General features: G+C 51.4%; 1 protein-coding gene. It reads right to left on the reverse strand.

Annotated elements, in window-relative coordinates; all coding sequences use genetic code 11:
• Positions 1–446 (reverse strand): IS110 family transposase (locus ACXAF0_RS19685; protein WP_475347524.1); only part of this gene is annotated, 446 nt, incomplete at its 3' end.
• Positions 447–551: the final 105 nt, after the last annotated feature.

The following is a 551-nucleotide window of genomic DNA, read 5'->3' on the forward strand; positions in this document are numbered from 1 at the left end:
TCAAGCCGGTTCTTCTCCTGGATCAGCATGTGTGTAAGTTGGCGCCGACGGGCAACAAAATCAGCGAGTTTATAGCGGGCTTCATCTGTTCTGGCCATCAGGCGCGGCGACATGCGTTGGCCGTAATCAGCCAGTACAAAGGCATCAATCCTGTCTGTTTTGCTCAGGGTTCCTGACGCTTTGGCAAAGTGGCGGATCAGAAGGGCATTGACCTTTGAAACAGGTAATTGTGCAGCTTGCAAAGCTCGAACCAGAAGGCGTTGATAGCCGCCGGTTGGCTCCAGAACAATCCGCTCCAGCCCCGGGAAAGCCTGCAGTCTGGCGATCAGGTCTGCAATCCCGGTTTCTGAATTGGCAAAGCGCAGGGTGTGTTTGTCTGGTAAAATGCACAGATCAAGCGAGGATTTTGATACATCGATACCAACAAAACGGGTAGTATAAGACACGGCAATGTCCTCCTTATACTCGAGCGTCAAAGCTCTTCCAGCGGTTCGACAATGCCTCCAGAGACCGTGAGTGTTCAGCTTTTTTACGGATGTAAAAATCCAAGG

The sequence above is a fragment of the Thalassospira sp. ABD4_177 genome (genome assembly GCF_056160125.1).